The 17644-nt window shown below is 61.4% G+C and carries 14 protein-coding genes; 6 read left to right on the top strand and 8 right to left on the bottom strand.

What is annotated here, in order from left to right; translation table 11 throughout:
• The first annotated feature begins 22 nt into the window (after positions 1-22).
• On the top strand, positions 23-961 hold the full coding sequence (locus tag BLW21_RS17540; RefSeq protein WP_092742710.1) for an EamA family transporter: 939 nt from the start codon (positions 23-25) through the stop codon (positions 959-961).
• A 225-nt stretch (positions 962-1186) separates the two neighbouring features.
• Positions 1187-1576, top strand: coding sequence for a group III truncated hemoglobin (locus BLW21_RS17535; protein WP_092742707.1), 390 nt, complete (start codon positions 1187-1189; stop codon positions 1574-1576).
• Between the two features lie 176 nt (positions 1577-1752).
• Here BLW21_RS17535 and odhB read toward each other — a convergent pair whose 3' ends face one another.
• From odhB to BLW21_RS17515, 4 genes are all read right to left on the bottom strand, one after another.
• Positions 1753-3408 carry a 2-oxoglutarate dehydrogenase complex dihydrolipoyllysine-residue succinyltransferase gene (odhB, locus tag BLW21_RS17530; protein ID WP_092742703.1) on the bottom strand — a complete coding sequence of 552 codons (1656 nt, stop codon included), beginning with the start codon at positions 3406-3408 and terminating at the stop codon, positions 1753-1755.
• A 103-nt stretch (positions 3409-3511) separates the two neighbouring features.
• Positions 3512-6361 carry a 2-oxoglutarate dehydrogenase E1 component gene (locus BLW21_RS17525; protein ID WP_092742700.1) on the bottom strand — a complete coding sequence of 950 codons (2850 nt, stop codon included), beginning with the start codon at positions 6359-6361 and terminating at the stop codon, positions 3512-3514.
• A gap of 275 nt (positions 6362-6636) precedes the next feature.
• Positions 6637-7872 carry a chromate efflux transporter gene (gene chrA / locus BLW21_RS17520; RefSeq protein ID WP_092742697.1) on the bottom strand — a complete coding sequence of 412 codons (1236 nt, stop codon included), beginning with the start codon at positions 7870-7872 and terminating at the stop codon, positions 6637-6639.
• A 186-nt stretch (positions 7873-8058) separates the two neighbouring features.
• Positions 8059-9036 carry an isopenicillin N synthase family dioxygenase gene (locus BLW21_RS17515; RefSeq protein ID WP_092742694.1) on the bottom strand — a complete coding sequence of 326 codons (978 nt, stop codon included), beginning with the start codon at positions 9034-9036 and terminating at the stop codon, positions 8059-8061.
• A gap of 421 nt (positions 9037-9457) precedes the next feature.
• Between BLW21_RS17515 and BLW21_RS17510 the strand changes: the two genes are divergently transcribed.
• Positions 9458-11503 carry an OmpA family protein gene (locus BLW21_RS17510; RefSeq protein WP_092742691.1) on the top strand — a complete coding sequence of 682 codons (2046 nt, stop codon included), beginning with the start codon at positions 9458-9460 and terminating at the stop codon, positions 11501-11503.
• A 183-nt stretch (positions 11504-11686) separates the two neighbouring features.
• Here BLW21_RS17510 and floA read toward each other — a convergent pair whose 3' ends face one another.
• Together floA and BLW21_RS17500 are read right to left on the bottom strand one after the other, a co-directional pair.
• Complete coding sequence (gene floA, locus BLW21_RS17505) at positions 11687-12691, bottom strand: flotillin-like protein FloA (protein WP_092742685.1); 1005 nt, start codon at positions 12689-12691, stop codon at positions 11687-11689.
• Positions 12692-12762: 71 nt separating this feature from the next.
• Positions 12763-13230, bottom strand: coding sequence for an NfeD family protein (locus BLW21_RS17500; protein ID WP_175471030.1), 468 nt, complete (start codon positions 13228-13230; stop codon positions 12763-12765).
• A 103-nt stretch (positions 13231-13333) separates the two neighbouring features.
• Here BLW21_RS17500 and BLW21_RS17495 point away from each other — a divergent pair, with 103 nt between their 5' ends.
• Complete coding sequence (locus BLW21_RS17495; RefSeq protein ID WP_092742683.1) at positions 13334-13846, top strand: GreA/GreB family elongation factor; 513 nt, start codon at positions 13334-13336, stop codon at positions 13844-13846.
• Positions 13847-13974: 128 nt separating this feature from the next.
• Here BLW21_RS17495 and proS read toward each other — a convergent pair whose 3' ends face one another.
• Positions 13975-15450: a proline--tRNA ligase gene (proS, locus tag BLW21_RS17490; RefSeq protein WP_092742679.1), complete on the bottom strand. Its 1476-nt coding sequence runs from the start codon at positions 15448-15450 to the stop codon at positions 13975-13977.
• Positions 15451-15640: 190 nt separating this feature from the next.
• On the opposite strand from proS, the gene BLW21_RS17485 reads away from it, so the two are divergent.
• Both BLW21_RS17485 and BLW21_RS21275 read left to right on the top strand, forming a co-directional pair.
• Positions 15641-16987 (top strand): hypothetical protein, encoded by a 1347-nt coding sequence (locus tag BLW21_RS17485; protein ID WP_092742678.1) that lies wholly within the window; start codon positions 15641-15643, stop codon positions 16985-16987.
• A 101-nt stretch (positions 16988-17088) separates the two neighbouring features.
• A complete protein-coding gene (locus BLW21_RS21275; RefSeq protein ID WP_139255291.1) occupies positions 17089-17397 on the top strand; it encodes a hypothetical protein in 309 nt (102 codons plus the stop codon).
• Here the strand turns inward: BLW21_RS21275 and BLW21_RS17480 are convergent.
• On the bottom strand, positions 17334-17644 hold a 311-nt coding region (locus BLW21_RS17480), incomplete at its 5' end, for a transposase (RefSeq protein WP_175470827.1). The genes BLW21_RS21275 and BLW21_RS17480 overlap by 64 nt on opposite strands.

Raw genomic sequence — 17644 nt, 5'->3', positions numbered from 1 at the left:
TGCGCACCTTTTCCGCTGTTCTATGCTGGCTCCTGCGCCTACTGCTGCTCCCCGTTCCCTTATTGTACTGGCGCTGCTGGCCCTGTACCTCATCTGGGGTTCCACTTACCTGGCCACCAAAATTGCGCTCGACGTCTGGCCGCCGTTTCTACTCTCATCCATGCGCTATCTGGTCGCGGGCACCGTGCTCTACGGGGCTATGCGGCTGAGCGGCGCGGCGGCCCCCTCGCGGCAGGACTGGGGCCGGGCGGCCGTGGTGGGCCTGTGTTTGCCGGTGTTCGGCAACGGCGGCACCACCTTCGCGCAGCAGTACATTCCATCGGGCACCACGGCGCTGCTCGTGGCCACGGTACCCATGTACCTGGCGCTGCTGGGTTGGGCTTCGGGCCTCAGCCGCCGGCCCAACGCAAAGGTGCTGCTGGGCCTGGTGCTGGGCATTGGGGGGCTGCTGCTGCTGATGAGAACGTCCAGCACGGCCTCGGTGTTGCTGCCCGGCCATTCGCTGCTGGGCATTGGCGCGGTGCTCGTGGCCTCGTTTATGTGGGCGGTCGGCTCGCTGTATTCGCGCCAGAAACCCGTGAGCGGCTCGCCCTTCGTGGGCGTGGGTATGCAGATGCTGTGCGGCGGCGGCTATCTGCTGATCATCGGGCTGCTGCACGGCGAGGCCGCCACCTTCCATGTAGCGGAGGTGCCGCTCAAAATCTGGGGCGCGCTGGCCTACCTGATTACCTTCGGCTCAATCGTGGCCTTCTCGGCCTACATCTGGCTGCTGCGGGTAGTCGAGCCGGCGCTGGCCGGTACGTATGCCTTCGTGAACCCGGTGGTGGCAGTGCTGCTGGGCTGGCTGTTTGCCGGTGAGCGCCTGAACACCGGCATGGTGGGCGGCGCGGCCCTGATTGTGGCGGCCGTGGCGCTGGTAGTGCTGGGCGGCAAGCAGCCGCAGCCCCGCAAACTCTCCTGAAGCCGGCTGCGGTCGGCCCGGCTCCGGGCCCTGCCAGCCAGGTGCTTATAGGTGGCGGCGTAGGATTATCGGGCCCTCGAATGCCCTGGCACGGCGCACGGCTGCTGCCCGGTAACATTAAAAAAGGAAAGAAGAAGTAAGCGCCTGTTTTAATGGCGAATACCGGGCAACCTGCGTAAATTCGCTGCGTACAGTGAAGCCCCACCTACTTCTACTTTCTGGCCTATGAAACTGTCTGCTACCCGCCCCGACATTTGTACCGAAGGCGACATCAAAACGCTGGTTGATTCGCTCTGCCAGAAAGCTACGCAAGACACGCTGCTGGGTGCCAGTTTCGCGGCGGCGGCCCGCATTCACTGGCCCCACTACCTTACCTCGCAGTACCGCTACTGGAGCTGCTCGCTGCTGGGCGCCGGCACGCCCGAGGGCGAGGCCCTACCCGAACAGGTGGCCCTGCCGCGCGGCGGCGCCCACATCGAGCACTGGCTGCAGCTGTTTTCGTCTACCGTCGAGGAGTATTTTGCCGGTTCCAAAGCCGAGCAGGCCAAGCAGCTCGCCGGCCAGATGGTTACCCGCCTCAAGGCCGTGCGCAGCCGCGAACTGCCCGTCGACTAAAGGATCACGAATTAGCGCGGATTTAAACGGATTTCACGGGTTTTATAAACCATCAAAAAAGCCACCTCGCAAGAGGTGGCTTTTTCTTTTTGGAGTTGCAGCAAACTACAAACGACTATAACCGGACCAGCTATAAAATCCGTGAAATCCGCTAAAATCCGCGCTAATCCGTGATTCTAGACACCCAGCAGCAGACGAGTCGGGTCTTCGAGCAGCTCCTTCACGCGCACCAGGAACGACACCGACTCGCGGCCGTCGATGATGCGGTGGTCGTAGCTCAGGGCCAGGTACATCATGGGGCGGATAACCACCTGCCCGTTCTCGGCGATGGGGCGCTGGATGATGTTGTGCATGCCCAAAATGGCCGACTGCGGGGCGTTGATGATGGGCGTACTCATCATCGAGCCGAACACGCCGCCGTTGGTGAGCGTGAACGTGCCACCAGTCATCTGCTCCAGCGTGAGCTTGTTGTCGCGGGCCAGCGTAGCCAGCCGCACCACTTCCTTCTCGATGCCTTCGAAGCTCAGCAACTCGGCATTGCGGATAACCGGCACCACCAGCCCCTTGGGGGCCGATACGGCAATGCTGATGTCGCAGAAGTCGTTGTACACGATGTCGGTGCCGTCAATCTGCGCGTTCACGCTCGGCCACTCCTGCAGGGCCACGCACACGGCCTTGGTGAAGAACGACATGAAGCCGAGGCCCACACCGTTTTTCTCCTTGAACTTGTCCTTGAACTTGGTGCGCAGGTCCATGATGGGCTGCATGTTCACCTCGTTGAAGGTGGTGAGCATGGCCGTCTCGTTCTTCACCGTTACCAGGCGGCGGGCCACCGTTTTGCGCAGGTTGCTCATCCGCTCGCGGCGCTGGTTTCTTTCTGAGCTGTTAGCTGTTAGCGGTTGGCTGTTAGCTTCGTTTTTGGCTGAAGCCGGGGCAGCCTTCGGAGCGGCCGGGGCGGCGGCAGGCTTGGCCGAGGCATTTTGCGCGTCCTCCTTCGTTATGCGGCCGTCGCGGCCGCTGCCGGCTACGTCGGCAGGGCTGATGCCCTTTTCGCCCAGGATTTTGCCGGCCGCCGGCGAAGGCGTGCCCGTGGCGTAAGAGTTGCTGCCGGTACCGGCGGCGGCGTTGCCAGCCGGAGCGGCGGCGGCGGCCGCTTTCGGGGCATCGGCTTTTGGAGCGGCGCTGGCGCCGCTGCCGCCCTCAATGCGGGCGATGGTGGCCCCGATGCTGATGGTTTCGCCTTCCTTGGCGGCGTGGCGCAGCGTGCCGGCGGCCTCAGCGGGCAGCTCAAACGTAGCCTTGTCCGACTCCAGCTCGGCAATAATTTCATCGCGCTCCACGGTGTCGCCATCGGCCTTCAGCCATTTGGCCACGGTCACCTCGGTAATAGACTCGCCCACGGTCGGAATGGTCATCTCGACCGTTGCGCCGCCACCGCTCTGGCTGCCGTTGCCGGCTGCCGCACCTCCTTCGGGCTGGCCGCCGTAGCCAGCCTGGTCGCTGGCCCGGGGGTTTTCTTCGCCTTTGGCGATGGGGTCGGTGGCGCTGGCGGCTGGGGCTGCCGCAGCGGCCGGGGCCGCCTGCGGGGCTGCGGTACCAGCGCCGTCGATTTCGGCAATGGTGGTACCGATATCGATGGTTTCGCCCTCCGCTACCTTGATGCGCAGAGTGCCGGCCGTCTCGGCGGGCAACTCAAACGTAGCCTTGTCCGATTCGAGCTCGGCAATAATTTCGTCGCGCTCAACCGTGTCGCCATCGGCCTTCAGCCACTTGGCAATGGTTACTTCGGTGATGGATTCGCCAACGGCGGGGATTTTAATTTCCAGACCCATAGGTGGGAGTTTTGAGAGGTTTCGGGAGTGAATAGGTAAGCAAAGCAGCAGCTTTTGAAAGGAAGCTAACAGCTACCAGCCATCAGCTAAAGGCTCAAAACAGCTAGTCCTGCTTTTTGGCAATGGCGTTGGTTGCTTCAATTACGTCGTCGGCCACGGCCTCGGCGGGCTTGTCGAAGGCACGGGCAACCAGGTCTTTCTGCTCCTTGACGTGTACTTTGTTGTAGCCGGTAGCCGGCGAAGCCGAGGGCTTGCGCGAGATGACGTCGTGCAGCTCGCGGCGCATAAAGCGCAGCAGGTAGTTCCAGTAGCCCATGTTTTCGGGCTCTTCCTGCACCCAGTACACCTTGGCCTTGGGGTATTTGGCCAGCTCGGCATTCAGCTGCTGCTGCGGGAATGGGTGCAGCTGCTCCAGGCGCACAATGGCCACGTCGCGGCGCTCCGACTGCTGCTGCTCGTCGAGCAGATCGAAGTACACTTTGCCCGAGCACAGCAGCACGCGCTTCACTTTCTTGGCCTCGGCGTAGTCGTCGCCGAGCACCTCGCGGAAGCGGCCGCTCACGAATTCCTCCACCGGCGACACGCACAGCGGGTTGCGCAACATCGACTTGGGCGACATCACGATGAGCGGCTTGCGGAACTCCCAGGTCAGCTGCCGGCGCAGGGCGTGGAAGAAGTTGGCCGGCGTGGTCATGTTGGCCACGATGATGTTGTTTTCGGCTGCCAGCTGCAAAAACCGCTCGGGGCGGGCGTTGGAGTGCTCCGGGCCCTGGCCCTCGTAGCCGTGGGGCAGCAGCATCACGAGGCCGTTCATGCGCTGCCACTTGCTTTCCGAGCTCACGATGAACTGGTCAATCATGGTCTGGGCACCGTTGGCGAAGTCGCCGAACTGGGCCTCCCACACCACCAGGGCCGTGGGGTTGGCCATGGCGTAGCCGAATTCGAAGCCCAGCACCGCGTACTCGCTCAGCAGCGAGTTGTAGATGCGCAGCGTCTGCTGGCCCTCGGCAATGTGGTTGAGCGAGTTGTAGGGCGCCGACGTTTCGGCGTCGTGCAGTACGGCGTGGCGGTGCGAGAACGTGCCGCGCTGCACGTCCTGGCCGCTTACGCGCACAATGTGCTTGTCGAGCAGCAGCGAACCGTAGGCCAGCAGCTCGCCGGCCGCCCAGTTCAGCATCCGCGTCTCGAAGAACATCTTGCGGCGCTCCTCCATCAGCTTCTCAATCTGCTTGAGGGGCCGGAAGCCCTCGGGCAGCGTGGTCAGGGCGCGGCCCACCTGCTCCAGGGCCTGCTCGCTGATACCGGTTTCGGGGCTCTGCTCGAAGTCGGCCGAGGTGCTGCGGCGCAGGCTGCGCCACTCGTTTTCCAGGGGCTGGTACTGGTAGGGCAGCGCCTGCTGCTTCACCAAATCCAGGCGGGCCTGCAGCGTGTCGCGGAACTCCTTATCGAGCTCGTCGGCCAGCTCGGCATCCACGTCGCCGCGCTTTACCAGCGTGGCGTTGTACACCTCGCGCGGGTTCTGGTGCTTGCTGATGAGGTTGTAGAGCACCGGCTGGGTGAACTTGGGCTCGTCGGACTCGTTGTGGCCGTGGCGGCGGTAGCACACCATATCAATGAAGATATCGGCGTGAAACTCCTGGCGGTACTCGGTGGCCAGCTGCACGGCAAACACTACGGCCTCGGGGTCGTCGCCGTTTACGTGCAGCACTGGCGCGTCGATAATCTTGGCCAGGTCGGTGCTGTAAATCGACGAGCGGCCGTCCTCGAAATCAGTGGTAAAGCCTACCTGGTTGTTGATGACGAAATGGATGGTGCCGCCGGCCTTGTAGCCCTCCAGCTGCGACATCTGCGTCACTTCGTAGCCAATGCCCTGGCCCGAAATGGCGGCGTCGCCGTGGATGAGGATGGGCAGCACCTTGGTCAGGTCGTTGTTGTAGCCGTGGTCGATTTTGGCGCGCACGAAGCCCTCCACTACCGGGTTCACGGCCTCGAGGTGCGAGGGGTTGGGGGCCAGCTTCAGGTTCACCGATTTGCCGTCGACATCTACCTGGCTGCTGAAGCCCATGTGGTACTTCACGTCGCCGTCGCCCATGGTCAGGTCGGGTACGGCGGTGCCCTGGAACTCCGAGAAAATCTGCTCGTAGGTTTTGCCCATGATGTTGGCCAGCACGTTCAGCCGGCCGCGGTGGGCCATGCCAATCATCACTTCCTCAACGCCCAGCTCGGCCCCCTTGCGGATGATGGCATCAAGAGCCGGAATGGTGGTTTCGCCGCCTTCGAGCGAGAAGCGCTTCTGCCCCAGAAACTTGGTGTGCAGGAAGTTCTCGAACACCACAGCCTCATTGAGCTTGCTCAGAATCCGCTTCTTGTACTCCTTGCTGGGCTTGAAGCTCAGCGACTCGCGCTCCACCTTGTCGCGGAACCAGTCGAGTACTTTCGGGTCGCGGATGTAGGTGTACTCGAAGCCGATGCTGCGGGTGTAAATCTTCTGCAGCGCGTCCAGAATCTGGCGCAGCGTGGCGTCGTCGGCCAGGCCCACCACCACGTTGCCACTGCGGAACACAGTGTCCAGGTCGGCCTCGCCCAGCCCGAAATCGGCCAGTTGCAGGTGGGCCTGGCGGTCTTTCCGGTCGCGCACCGGGTTGGTCTGGGCCACGAGGTGGCCGCGGCTGCGGTAGGCGTATATCAGGTTGCGCACCTGGGTTTCCTTGTCGCCCGACTCGCGGTCGACCGAGCGGATGCGGGGGGCGTTGTTGGTGCTGGCCGACGTTACCAGGGCGCCTTCGCCGTCGGCCTGGGGCAGCTCGCCGTCGGGGAACTGCTGCGAGAAATCGAAGCCCTCAAAAAACTTCTGCCAGCCGAAATCAACCGATTCAGGGTCGTTTTTATACGATTGATATAGCTGGTCGATGAACTCGCCGTTGGCATTGGCGATGTAGGAATACTGGTCCATGCGGTGGGAAATGGTGGAATCAGGAAGTAAAGGTATAGCTCTTTCTTAAAAGGCTAAAACCTATATGTGCATATGCAAATACATCTGATGGTTAAGACCATAAAAAAACACCCCGAAAATTCGGGGAGTCGTGTAGCTAAAGCTATTGAAATAAATACGGCCGGCACCTTTATATGTTAACATTCGGGCTCCGGCGCGGCGGCTCCGGCTGGCCGGCCCGTACAAGTGGCCCCCGTATGGCGCAGCAGGGCTTTGCGGCACCACAAGCGGGGCCGCTAGAAGACCAGCCCCGCCGCCAGGGCCACGCCGACAATGATATAGGAGGGCACCTTGTCCCAGAGCAGCAGCAGAAACGTGGCCCCCACCAGCACCAGGTTGGCGGGCGTATCGGGCAGGGGGTGGTAGAGCAGGAAGGTGGCGGCCCACACGAAGCCCGCCGACACGGCGTTGATGCCCTCCAGCGAGGCCTGCACCACCCGGTAGCGCTTGAGCTGGTCCCAGAACCGGATCAGAAAGAAGATGAGCAGGGCGCCGGGCATGAAGATGCCCACCGTGCCCACCAGGGCGCCCAGCAGCTGCCCGCTCAGGCCGCTGCCGTCGCCGCGCATGGCCAGCGCCCCAATGTAGGAGGCAAACGAGAAATTGGGCCCCGGCAGCGCCTGCACCAGCCCCAGGCCCGACAGAAACTCCTCCGACGTGAGGTAATGCTTGAACTCGACGAACTCGGTGTAGAGCAGCGGCGCCAGCACCTGCCCGCCCCCAAACACCAGGCTGCCATTGCGGTAGAAGTTCTCGAACAGGCGCACCGGCAGCAGCTGGGTGTACTGGCCCAGCACGGCGGCCCCAATCAGAATGCCCAGCCAGAGCACGAAGTTGGCCCACTCGATTTGCAGGGGCTGCTTTTCCTGGCGGGGCATTTTGCGGTAGCGGAAGGTGGTAATCAGGCCGCCGGCCAGCAGCAGCAGCGGCATCAGCCAGGGCACCTGCACGGCGTACACCAGCAGGGCTGCCAGCACCAGCAGGGCCACGGCCGTTTTGGTATGGATGACTTTCTGGGCAATTTTATAGGCTGAGTACGCCACGAAGCCCACCGCCACCGGCTGCACGTACTGCACCAGCCGCATCACCAGGTCCTTATCTAAATAGCTCACCGACAGGCCCGCCACCGTCATGATGCACACGGCCGGCAGCATCCAGACCAGCAGCGTGAGGTAGGCCAGGTTGGGGCCGCCGAGCCGGTAGCCGATGGCCGTAATGGTTTGGGTAGAGGTCGGGCCGGGCAGAATCTGGCACAGCGCCATCAGCTCCAGCAGCTCGGGCGCCGTCAGGTAGCGGCGCTTGTCCACGAGCAGGCGCAGCATCATGGCCACGTGGGCCTGCGGGCCGCCGAAAGCGGTGAGGCCCAGGGCCGCCACATCCTTCAGAAACAACAGGTTGCGCCCCCGTTTCACCCGCGGGCGGCGGCCGGTCGGCGGGGCCAGCGTACTATCGTCGGGAGCGGGCGCAGTCAAGGCAAAAGGGCGCGGGGCAATGGTAAAGGCTGACCAAGATAGAAATTGGTTGCTACATAGCCGGGAAAAAGCCCACCGCCGCCCCTGCTAACGCAAAAAGGACCTACCCGGAAGCTATTGTCTGATAGCAGCTTCCGGATGGGTCCTTCTTGCATCAGCATGACTGACGGCGGGCTATTTTTGAACCTACTTTTTCTTCAGGCCCAACTCAATCAGTCGCTCGTTGAGGAACTCGCCGGCCGTGATGTCGGCCTCTTTTTTGGGGTTTTCGGCCGTTACGCAGCTTTCGAGGGCGGCCAGGCTCATTTCCGAGCGCGGGTGCATAAAGAAAGGCACGCTGTAGCGCGAGGAGTTCATCTTCTCGCGGGGCGGGTTCACTACGCGGTGAATGGTGCTCGTGAGTACGCCGTTGGTCAGGCGCTGGAGCATGTCGCCCACGTTCACCACAATCTGGTCGGGCAAAGCCGTAATGGAAATCCACTTGCCGTCGCGGCGCTTCACCTGCAGGCCGTCGGCCGAGGCGCCCATGAGCAGCGTAATCAGGTTGATGTCGCCGTGCTCGGCGGCGCGCACGGCATCGGCCGGCACCTCATCGGGGTTTTCGATGGGGTAGTAATGAATGGGGCGCAGGATGGAATTGCCGTTGCGCACCTTGTCGTCGAAGTAGTTCTCGGGCAGCTCCAGGTACAGGGCAATAGCGCGCAGCACGTCTTTGCCGGCGGCTTCCAGGGTGCGGTAGGTCAGCAGCGAGGTATCGGCGAAGCTATTCACCTCAGAAGGCCAGATGTTATCCGGGTACTCGGCCCCGATGGGGTCAGAGGCGTCGTCGACTTCCTGGCCCACGTGGTAGAACTCCTTCAGGTCGCCGGTGTTGCGGCCTTTGGCGTGCTCCTTGCCCTTGCTCACGTAGCCGCGCTGGCCGGCCAGCTCGGGCTTCTCGTACTGCTGCTTCACGTCGTCGGGCAACGAGAAGAAGGCTTTCACGTCGGAATAGAGCTTGTCGGTCTGCTCGTTGCTGAGACCGTGGTTTTTAAGGGCGACAAAGCCGATGCTCTGGTAGGCCTGGCCGAGCTGTTGAACAAAACGGGCCTTGCGCTCGGGGTTGCCGGAGCGGAAATCGGCCAGATCGAGGGAGGGTATTTCGTTGGGCAGTTGCGCTTCCATGCGAGTAAGACTGATTGAAAGTGGGAACAATGAATAGGGCCGCAAGTTACTCAAAACCGCCTGCTATTACCGCGCGCAAGCCGTCCCCGACAGCAACCCAACTGGCTGGCCGTGGCGGGCGCCGCGGCCGAGCGGCCCGGCACCAGGCCCCTTTGCTGGCTTGGACAAACTACGCCTACAGCAGGATAAAAGAGGTGTTGACCTACGGAAAGCGGTAAAATTGACCTGTGTTTTGCATTTTTAGAGGTCTGACCCAGCTTGCGGGTCAGGATGGAGTATCTTTGGCCCCGTTTACGGACCCGGACGAAACTTCCGGTGGCCTTCTGGCGTCTTGTAAAAATCCTGAATTCAACCAGCCGCTCATGGCCAGCTATCCGCGGCCGCACTCCGTGGGCCGGCTCCGATTTGACTTGCACGCAATATGAACAGTAAGAAAATACTACTTCTGGCAGGCTTGCTGATAGGAGGTGGCGAACTGGCCCAGGCTCAGCATGCAGTATGGGCAGCGAAGGTAGTAGAGGTTTCTTCGCAGAAAGCGGAGGGCAAAGAAGCCTTCTCGCCCGAAAAAGTACTGGGTGAGCCCAACGCCACGCCCTTGGGCCAGGCCAGCAACGAGGCCTGGATTCCGAAAAAAACAGGTAACAGCGAGTCGATAGAAGTGCGCTTCAGCAAGTCGGTTATTGCCCGGCAGGTATCGGTGGTAGAAAATTTCAACCCCGGTTCCATCACCAAAATCGAGCTGGTGGACACGCGCGGCGGCAAGCATGAGGTGTATAAGAACGATACACCCGGCCCCATCCCGGAACAGTTCCGTACGCTGCAGGCCACCTTTGCGGCAGCAAGCTACCGCACTATTGGCGTGGTGGTTACCATGAACACCAAGGCCGTAAACGGTGTCAACCAGATTGATGCCATCGGGGTGGCCGACGTGGTAGACACCATGGTAAAAAAGGAGTTCAAAAACGAAGAAAGCGCCATCAGCTTCGACTCGGCCATGGTGAACCTGGGGCCCAACGTAAACTCAAAGTACGTTGACACTCATCCGGTTATATCGCCCGATGGCCGAACGCTGTTTTTTGCCCGCCAGGAAAGCCCGCAGAACAGCGGTGGGGCCAGCGACGCGCAGGATGTGTGGTCGAGCAGCCTCGGCAACGCCGAGAAGAAAGCCTGGAACCCAGCTAAGAATATCGGTAGCCCCATCAACACCCCTCGCGACCCTAACGGGGTAGCCTCGGTGTCGGCCAACGGCCAGCAGTTGCTGGTAATTGGCGTGTACGAGCCCGATGGTACTATTGTGCCCAAGGGCCCGAGCCTGAGCCGGCGCACGGCCACGGGTTGGAGTGCGCCTGTGAAGGTGGAGATTGAGGATTATTACAACGACGACGCCGAGAATGTCGACTTCTTCCTGGCCACTTCGGGCAAGGTGATGCTGATGGCCGTGGACCGCAAAGACGGGCAGGGCGAGCAGGATTTGTACGTGAGCTTCCTCAACAAAGATGGCAAAACCTGGAGCCGCCCGCGCAATCTGGGCCCCAGCGTGAACACGAAAAAGGCCGATTTTGCGCCCTTCCTGGCTGCCGATGGCAAAACACTGTACTTTGCCTCAGAGGGCCGCGGCGGCTACGGCAAGAGCGACATTTTCTACTCCAAACGCCTCGACGACTCCTGGACCAACTGGACTAAGCCCCGCAACTTGGGCGCCACCGTCAACTCGCCCGATTTCGATGCCTACTACACGGTGTCGGCGGCCGGTGAGGATGCCTACCTGGTATCAGCCCGCAACGGCACCGGGGGCTCGAAGGACATTTTCCGCATCTCGCTCAAGCCCACCTTCCGGCCCGAAGTAGTGACGCTGGTGCGGGGCCGGGTGCTCGATGCCAGTTCCAAGAAGCCGGTAGCGGCCACCATTCGCTACGAAAACCTGCTTACGGGCGAAGAAATAGGGGTAGCCGAAACCAGCCCCATCGACGGCTCTTACACCATCGTGCTGCCCTCGGGCACCCAGTACGGCTACCGTGCCGAGGCCAAGGACTATCTGGCCGAGTCGGACAACCTCGACGTAACCGACCGCCAGAAGTACTCGGAGGTAAATCAAGACCTGTTTCTGGTGCCCTTCGCCGTGGGCCAGACCATCAAGCTCAACAACATCTTCTTCACCCAGAGCAAGTACTACCTGCGCGAAAACTCCTACCCCGAGTTGCTGCGCCTGGTGGCTATTCTGAAGGAATACCCACAGATTGAAATCCGGCTCGAAGGCCACACCGACAACCAGGGCGACCCGCAGCTGAACGTAAAGCTGAGCCTCGACCGGGTGAATGAGGTGAAAAAGTACCTGGGCCAGAAAGGCATCAATGGCAGCCGCATCAGCACCGAAGGTTTTGGTGGCAGCAAGCCCGTAGCCAGCAACGACCAGGAAGACACCCGCAAACTCAACCGCCGCGTCGAGTTCCGGATTACGAAGAAGTGATTCTGTTTTGAGCTGTTAGCTGAGAGCTTATAGCTGTTAGCCTGACCGCCCATTAACCTTGTGGCGTAACGTGAAAGGACCTTACCAAACCCGAACGATTTGTTCAGGCTGAGTAAGGTCCTTTCTTCATCAGCATATTGACCGGAAAAGCTGTTAGCTCTCAGCTAACAGCTTAAAATCAGCCTAGCTCAGCCGGGTTTCGTCGCGGCTGGATTTACCGCTGTTGCCACTATTGCCAGGGTTGGCAATGGAGTCGCGCATATCGGTGTCCGACTGAATGTTACGCATCTTGTAGTAGTCCATGATGCCCAGGTTGCCCGAGCGAAACGCTTCGGCCATAGCCTTGGGTATTTCGGCTTCAGCATCTACTACGCGGGCCTTGGCCTCCTGGGTTTTAGCGCGGTTTTCCTGCTCCACGGCTACGGCCATGGCACGGCGCTCCTCGGCCTTGGCTTCGGCAACTTTGAGGTCGGCCGTAGCCTGGTCAATTTGCAGCTTGGCGCCGATGTTCTCCCCTATGTCGATATCGGCAATATCGATAGACAGGATTTCGAAGGCCGTACCCGCGTCGAGGCCCTTGCTGAGCACAAGCTTGGAAATTTTGTCGGGGTTTTCGAGCACTTCCTTATGCGAGCGGGAGGAGCCGATGCTGGTCACAATACCCTCCCCCACGCGGGCCAGAATGGTTTCCTCGCCGGCCCCACCCACAAGCTGGGCAATGTTGGCGCGCACCGTTACGCGGGCCTTGGCGATGAGCTGAATGCCATCCTGCGCCACGGCAGCCACATTGGGCGTGTTAATTACCTTGGGATTTACGCTGGTCGTCACGGCCGCAAACACGTCGCGGCCGGCCAGGTCGATGGCGGTGGCCTGCTTGAAAGTCAGCGGAATATTCGCCTTGTCGGCCGAAATGAGGGCCTTGATGACGCTGGGCACGTTGCCGCCGGCCAGGTAGTGCGTCTCCAGGTCGTTGGCCGTAAGGGCCAGGCCGGCCTTAGTGGAGGTAATCATCGAGTTGACGATCAGGGATGGTGGCACCTTGCGCACCCGCATGAACGCGAGTTGCAAAAGGCTCACCCGCACGCCCGAAAACAGCGCCGTAATCCAGAGGCTGACCGGAAAGAAGTACAGGAACACCAGCAGGATGATGCCGCCCACAATGAGCGGAATGAGGGGAAATTCATTCATAAGGAATAGGGAGTTGGTGGAATCGGGTGTTAGGGCGTAGAAGAAAGGTGAAGGTTTCTAAGCCCTAAAAATCAGGCGACCTGCTGAACGACGATGCGGTTGTGCTCGATACCGACGACCAGTACTTCGGAGCCGGCGGCCACGAACTCGCCGCGGGTGGTTACCTCCCGGCGGTCGTCGGCGAAGAGGGCCGTGCCGGCGGGGCGCAGGGCCGACAGCGTGCGACCCACCGCGCCGGGGGCCACATCGGCCTGGCGCACATCGAGCACATGCCCGTGGTTTTGTTGCGTGAGGGCTACTTTATCGAGGTTGCGGGGTCGCAGCCCAACATATACCATCACGCCCACGAACACCGCCGAGGCCGAGAGCAGGATATGGCCGGTGGTGCTGCCGAAGTCGCGGTAGCTGAACCAGATGCCTACTGCCAGCAGCGCGAAGCCCACCAGCCCCACTACCGTAGTGCCAGGGATGAGGATGACTTCGACAACCAAAAAGGCGAGGCCGAAAAACAGAAGTAGCGCAATTGTTAGCCAATCCATAAACAGGCAGAGTAGTTTAGTGGGGAAAAGATACGCAGAAACCCCACAGTAACTGCCGCATCTATATTGGCAACCCCCACCGCAGCGCCGCGTTAAACCGGGTATGAGCCGCGCATTTACCAAGGAAGACGATTCTCTCGAAGCCCCCATCATTCCGCCCCGGCCGGCCCTGCCGCCGGGCTCGGCCAATTACGTGACACCTACGGGCCTGGAGCAGCTGCGCCAGGAACTGACGGAGCTCGAAGCGGCCCGCACCGCAGCCGAGGCCAACCACGACAACGACGCCGACCGCACCCGCCGCCTGACACTGCTTAACGGCCAGCTTGCCGCCCTCAACGACCGCCTGGCCAGCGCCAAGCTTGTCGACCCCGCCACCCAGCCCGCTGGCGAAGTCCGTTTTGGTGCCCGCGTAACGTTGCGCTCCACCACTGGTAAAGCGCCCGAGCGCCAATTCACCATAGTAGGCGTGGATGAGGCCAATGTGGCCGAGGGAAAAATTGCCTTCGTTGCCCCTATTGCCCGCGCCGTGCAAGGCGCCAAGCTCGGCCAGCGCGTAGCGTTGCAGCTGGGCCCAAAGCAGGAGGAAGTGGAGGTTATTGCGGTTGAGTACAGGTGAGCGTTGAAAACGAGAAGCCAAGCTTCTGAATCCTGCCTAACCAAAAACAAGGACAGGCCCGCCGATTGGCGGGCCTGTCCTTGTTCAATTATTCGTGAAATCTGGTAAAATCTGGGCTGATCCGTGGTCTAGTAGGCCCGGGCAAAATACGCCCGGCGCACCGAAGGCTTGCCGGTTAGCATGCAGACGCCGTCCTCGTCGGGCTCGTTGAGGGCCAGGCAGCGGATGGTGGCTTTGGTTTCCTCCTTGATGCGCTCCTCCGTTTCGGAGGTGCCATCGTAGTGGGCCAGCACGAAGCCGGCCGTGGTATCGAGCACCTGTTTGAACTCCTCGTAGCTCTCGACGCGGGTGGTGTGGGTTTCGCGAAAGCGCAGGGCCCGCTGGTAAATGTTCTGCTGAATGTCAGCCAGCAGCGAGTCGACGCTGTTGACAATGTCGGCCAACGGCAGGGTCATTTTCTCCTTGGTGTCGCGCCGGGCCACCTCCACGGTGCCGGCCTCCAGGTCGCGCAGGCCCACGGCCAGGCGCACGGGCACACCTTTCAGCTCCCACTCAGCAAACTTAAAGCCCGGCCGCTCGGTGTCGCGGTCGTCCACTTTTACCGAGATGCCGCGCGCAATCAGGCCCATCTGCATGGGCCGGATACGCTCCATTACCTCCTCGAGCTGGCCGGTTTTGTAAATGGGCACAATCACCACCTGAATCGGGGCCAGCTTGGGCGGCAGCACCAGACCCTCGTCGTCGGAGTGGGCCATAACCAGCGCCCCCATCAGGCGGGTGCTCACGCCCCAGCTCGTACCCCACACGTACTCCAGGCCGCCTTCCTTGGTCTGGAACTGCACGTCGAAGGCCTTGGCGAAGTTCTGGCCCAGGAAGTGCGAGGTACCGGCCTGCAGGGCCTTGCCGTCCTGCATCAGCCCCTCAATACAATAGGTATCCACGGCGCCGGCAAACCGCTCGTTCTCCGTTTTCACACCCTTTACAACGGGCAGCGCCATCCACTCTTCGGCGAACTGGGCGTACACATCCAGCATCTGGCGGGTTTCGGCTACGGCTTCGCCCTCGGTGGCGTGGGCCGTGTGGCCTTCCTGCCACAGAAACTCGGCGGTGCGCAGAAACAGCCGGGTGCGCATCTCCCAGCGCACCACGTTGGCCCATTGGTTGATGAGTAGCGGCAGGTCGCGGTAGCTTTGAATCCAGCCTTTGTAGGTGCTCCAGATGATGGCCTCGGAGGTGGGGCGAACAATGAGCTCCTCTTCGAGTTTGGCATTGGGGTCGACGCGCAGCTTGCCGGGCCGGTCGGGGTCGTTCTGGAGGCGGTAGTGGGTTACCACGGCGCACTCTTTGGCGAAGCCCTCGGCGTTTTTCTCCTCGGCCTCGAACAGGCTTTTGGGCACGAAAAGCGGGAAATAGGCGTTTTCATGGCCGGTACGCTTGAACATGTCGTCGAGCGTGCGCTGCATCTTCTCCCAGATGGCGTAGCCGTAGGGCTTGATGACCATGCAACCGCGTACGGCCGAATTCTCGGCCAGGCCGGCCCGCTTCACTAGTTCGTTGTACCAGAGCGAATAATCTTCGCTACGCTTGGGCAAACTTTTGCTCATAATCGGAGTATCTTGAAGAAAAGGATGAAAAAGTTCCGTTTTCTGGTACAAGATTTGTCCTAGGAAAATGGCACCGTTTCGGGGCGAAATTACGTTATAATATCCGGAGGAATTGGGCTTTGGCGGTCCGTTAGCCTCTGGCCCTCCTCTTTCCTCCACCCGCCTGATCCAAACTTTACGCGCAAGTATCATGAAAAAGCACCTTCCCTCCTTCTTACCCGCCCTGGCCCTGCTGACGCTGGGAGGGTGCGCCACCACGTCTAACTTAGCGACCACCGAAAACGACGGCATGTACTACTCGGCCGCCGATAAGGTAACGGCAATGCCGGTTGCCCAGTCGGCCCCGGTTGGCGACCCCGGCGACGTAGTTAACCCCGACTACAACGGCAGCAGTGCCCGCGGCGGCGAAAGCGAGTATTATGACGATGACTATTACGCCTCCTCGCCGCAGCGCAATAACTACCGCAACAACTACCGCGGCGGCAGCCTGGGCTACTATAGCTTCCCCTATGCCGATCCGTTCTTCTATGGCTATGGCGCGCCCATTATCGGCTACTCCCCCTATTCGCCCTTCGGCTATTCCCCCTACGGTTTCTACGACCCCTTCTACCGGCCTCACTACGGCTACGGTGGGCTGACCATCAATATCGGTTTCGGCTGGGGCAACCCCTGGGGCTTCAACCGTTTTGGCGGTTGGGGTAATCCATGGGCCTATAATGGCTTCGGGGGATGGGGCGGTGGCCTTTACGGAGGTGGATATTACGGCAACGGGTATTATAACAACGGCGGTTATTACGGCAACAATGGCTACTACGGAGTGGGTGCCGACCGCCCGGCTCGTAACGTAACCTACGGGCCGCGTCGTTCGCGCACCGGCAACGGTGCCGGCCTGGCCGATGTACCGAATGGTTCGGCCAGCGCGGCCAGCCCCGGCCGCAGCCGGGTAGTACAGGAAGGCCGTTTTGTTACGCCTGGCAATGGCAGCGTTAATACGCCCGCCGGCCAGTACAACGGCCGTGGCCGGGTACGCGACGTAACCGCTGGCAACGGCAGCAGCTCGGCCAGCGGTCAGCCAGCCAGCGCAACCGAATCCGGCTCCCGCACCAGCCGTTTCCGCGATACTCAATCGATGCCCGGCGCCGCTACGGCCAGCCAGCCAGCCGACGACACCCGCCGCTGGCGCGTACTCGACAACTCGGCGGCCAACAACGGCGCGCCAGCCTCCAGCGGGCGCATGGTAGACCGTCCGGCCGCCGACCAGCCCCAGTCGGGGCGCGGCCGTCGCGCAACCTACTACAGCGGCGACAACAACAGCAACTCGGGCACGGCCCAACCCCAGCGGCAGCGCACTACCGAACGCCGCTCGTACTCGGAGCCTACCCGCTCCTACTCCGAGCCTGCGCAGTCATACTCGCAGCCTTCCCAGCCTTCGCGCTCCTACTCGGAGCCAAGCCGCTCGTCTTCTCCTTCGTCCTCCTCGCCGGGCAACAGCGGTTCCTCGGGTGGAAATAGCGGTGGCCGCGGACGGGTACGCTAAACTGCTGCTGGTTAGGCTATCGGCTTTCTTTATTTATCTGCCTGTAAGAAGCGGTCCGGCTTAGGGTCGGGCCGCGTTGGGCTACTCCTTTCCTTCTTCTTATGAAAACCCTGAAATACGGGCTTGCCGTTGCCCTGATGGGTACGGCCAGCCACGCCTTTGCCCAATATCAGGCAGATGCCCTGCGCTTTTCCCAGTCGCAGCCGGTGGGTACGGCCCGCACCCTGGGCCTGGGCGGGGCCACCGCCGCCGTGGGCGGCGACTACGGCTCGGTACTCGTGAACCCGGCCGGACTGGGCATGTTCCAACGCTCCGAGTTCAGCTTTTCGCCGGGCTTTAGAGCCTGTTATGGACTGGTGGCCCGGAAAACGCCTTTTGCCAGCAGGAGCGTGACAAAGGCCAGGAAGTGAAATTGCTGCATGGTCAGGGCCAGGCGTTCGTAGTCACGAGCCAAGCGTCGGAAGCGGGCGGCCCAGCCGAAGCTGCGTTCGACGACCCAGCGGCGGGGCAGCAGCACAAAGCCGGTTTGGCCTTCGGGCTTGGCAATAACCTGTAAGTCAATATCGTGCACGGCGGCAGCATACGCGGCGTTTTCGCCCGTGTAGCCCTGGTCGACATAGGCCACCTGCACTTTTTGGCCCGTGACCTGCTGCACCC

This window comes from Hymenobacter psychrophilus, from assembly GCF_900107135.1.
GTDB classification, from domain to species: Bacteria; Bacteroidota; Bacteroidia; order Cytophagales; family Hymenobacteraceae; genus Hymenobacter; species Hymenobacter psychrophilus.
This window is presented reverse-complemented; position numbering and strand designations above follow the sequence as displayed.